The sequence below is a fragment of the Asanoa sp. NPDC050611 genome (genome assembly GCF_040654855.1).
Classification (GTDB): domain Bacteria; phylum Actinomycetota; class Actinomycetes; order Mycobacteriales; family Micromonosporaceae; genus Asanoa.
Genome location: NZ_JBFAIU010000557.1, coordinates 1 through 2,899 on the forward strand (window position 1 = coordinate 1; position 2,899 = coordinate 2,899).

Annotated in this window: 3 protein-coding genes; all 3 read left to right on the top strand. The window is 75.8% G+C overall.

Annotated features, from left to right (window positions below; translation table 11 throughout):
* Positions 1-469 (top strand): oligopeptide/dipeptide ABC transporter ATP-binding protein (locus tag AB0H87_RS40120; protein WP_360158547.1); only part of this gene is annotated, 469 nt, incomplete at its 5' end.
* A complete protein-coding gene (locus tag AB0H87_RS40125) occupies positions 466-1,275 on the top strand; it encodes an ATP-binding cassette domain-containing protein (RefSeq protein ID WP_360158550.1) in 810 nt (269 codons plus the stop codon). The genes AB0H87_RS40120 and AB0H87_RS40125, both read left to right, overlap by 4 nt.
* Positions 1,272-2,899, top strand: a 1,628-nt coding sequence (locus AB0H87_RS40130) for a trehalase family glycosidase (protein WP_360158553.1), incomplete at its 3' end; no start/stop codon positions are given. The genes AB0H87_RS40125 and AB0H87_RS40130, both read left to right, overlap by 4 nt.

Below are 2,899 nucleotides of genomic sequence, written 5' to 3' on the forward strand. Positions count from 1 at the left end.
GCCGGAGGGTGGTCTCTTCGACTGGGGCAACCAGGTCGCCTTCACGGTCAACGTCACCGTGCAGGCCCGCATCCTGCGGCTGCTGCGCACGCTCCAGGACGAGCGGCAGATGTCGATGCTGATGGTCAGCCACGACCTGCGGGTCATGTCCCACGTCGCGCACGACCTCGTCGTGCTCTACGCCGGCCGGGTCTGCGAGCGCGGCCCGACCCGGCAGGTGCTGCGGTCGCCGCGCCACCCGTACACGAAGGCCCTCGCGGCCAGCGTGCCCGCCGTGCGGACGCGCTCGGCGCTGGTGGCGCCGCTGCCCGGGGCACCCGCGAGCCCCCTGGCCCGGCCGTCCGGCTGCCCGTTCCACCCGCGCTGCGCGCTCGCCCGGCCCCGCTGCGCGACCGACGTGCCGGCCCTGCGGGAGGTCGCACCCGACCGCTGGACCGCGTGCCACTACGCCGAGGAGCTGGCACCGTGACGACCCTGCTCCAGGTCAGCGACCTGCGGGTCACGTTCGGCCGGGCGCGCCGGCCGTGGCGCCCGCGCGGCGGGCGGGTCGAGGCCGTGGCCGGCGTCGACCTCGCCGTCGGCCGGCGGGAGACCGTGGCGCTGGTCGGCGAGTCCGGGTCCGGCAAGACCACCGTCGCCCGGTGCGTGGTCGGCCTGGCGCGGCCGACCGGCGGCACGATCACGTTCGACGGCACGCCGCTCGCGATGCACCGGCCGCCCGCGCTGCGCCGGTCGATCCAGATGGTCTTCCAGGACCCGCGGACGTCGCTGAACCCCCGGATGCCGGTGCGCCGCATCATCGCGGAGGGCTGGGGTGTGCACCCGTCGGTCGCGCCGGCCGGCGACCGCACCTCGGCCGTGCTCGCGCTGCTCGACCAGGTCGGGCTCGACGACACCGTCCTCGACCGGCGACCGGCGGAGCTGTCCGGCGGCCAGTGCCAGCGGGTCAGCCTGGCCCGCGCGCTGGCCCTGCGGCCCCGGTTGCTGGTCTGCGACGAGGCGGTGTCCGCATTGGACGTCTCCGTGCAGGCACAGGTGCTGCGCCTGCTGGCGGACCTGCGGGACCGGCACGAGCTGTCGATCCTGTTCATCACGCACGACCTCGGCGTCGTGCGGCAGATCGCCGACCGGGTCGCGGTGATGCGGCGCGGGGAGCTGGTCGAGACCGCGGGCGTCGAGGACGTCTTCGCCACCCCACGGCACGCGTACACCCGTGAACTGCTCGACGCGGCGCTCGACATCGAGGTCGCCGACCCGGCGGAGGTGGACCGATGACCACGCCGGCGCCGCGCGGCTGGAACACGTGGGACGTGCGGTTCCACACCGGATGGACGCACCTGCCCGGCGGGCTGCGGATCCGCTTCGCGCTGCGGGACGCGGACGGCACCCGGTTCGACGGGTTCACCTGGCGGCACGGGCTCGTCCGGCTGGGCCACCACACGGTGGACGGCCGGTTCGCCTCGGTGGAGGTGACCGCGTTCGACACCAACCTGAGCCTGACGGCCGGCGGTGGTGCCGACGACCTCGTCGTGCGGGCCGCCGCGACGGGCCGCGCCGCGCCGGTGCTGCTGATCGACGAGGCGACCGGCTTCGCGGGGCGCCGGGTGGACGTGTCCCCGGACGGGGTGGTCGCGCACGGCACCGACCGGTGGATGCTCGAGTGCGAGCCGGCGCCGGTGTCGCGCGACGGCGGCGCGTGGGTGCTCGCCCCCGACACGACGGTGCACCTGCGCCCGGTGGGCGCGCCGCCGGTCGACGTCCGCGCGCGTCTCGACCCGGCGGCCGTCCGCCCAGGTCTGCGGACCGGCGGCTGGCTCGGCGACAGCGGCGACGCGATGACCCGGGCACTGACCTGGAACACCGTCTACGCGCCCGATTTGGGGCGGGTGCTCACGCCGACCTCGCGCGACTTCGTCTGCGCGGAGCGCGAGGGCTTCTACGGCCGGTGGGCCCTGCACACCTGGGACACGTTCTTCACCGGGCTGGTCGCCGCGTGGGTCGACCCGGCGTACGCCGAGGGCATCTTCGCCCAGATCCTCGACCAGGCCGACGCCCGCGGCATGCTGCCCAACCGGGTCAGCGACGACAAGGGCCGCACCGACGACCGGTCACAGCCTCCCGTCGGCGCGTACACGGTGCTCAAGGCGTATCTCGGCAGCGGCCTGTCGCCGCGGACCCGGCACACCGCGCTGCTGCGCCGGGCCTACCCGACGCTGCGGGCCTGGCACGCCTGGTGGTCGGCCGCCCGGGTCGGCCCGCACGACCTGCTGGCCTGGGGCTCCGACCCGGTGCCGGGTGACGTCGACTCGGCGACCGTCGACCGGGCCCGGCGCGAGTCGGGTCTCGACGACTCACCGATGTACGACGACGTCGCGCTCGACCCCGCGACCCACACGATGAACCTGGCCGACGTCGGCCTGAACGCGCTGCACGTCGTCGACGCGGAGGCCCTGTCGACCATCGCCGCGGCGCTCGGCGACGCGGCCGCCGCACAGTCCTACGTGGAGTCCGCGGCGGCCGCCGCCGCGCGGGTCGACGCCACGCTGTGGGACGTCGACCGTTACCGCAACCGCTGGGCCGACGGGGCCTTCTCCGGGCACAGCTCGCCGACGCTGCTCTACCCGCTGCTGGCCGGCGTGCCCTCCCCCGACCGGGCCCGGGCGGTGGCCGACGCGCTGCTGGCTCCCGAGGCGCTCGGCGGCGACCCGCCACTGCCCAGCACGGCCCGCGACGACCCGGGCTTCAGCACCCGCTACTGGCGTGGCCGGGTCTGGGCGCCGATGGCGTTCCTCGCCGTCGAGGGCGTACGCCGGTACGGGCTCGACACGCACACCCGGCCGATCGTCGACGCCCTGCTGCGGCTGTTCCTCGACGAGTGGACCGCGCACAGCCACGTCCG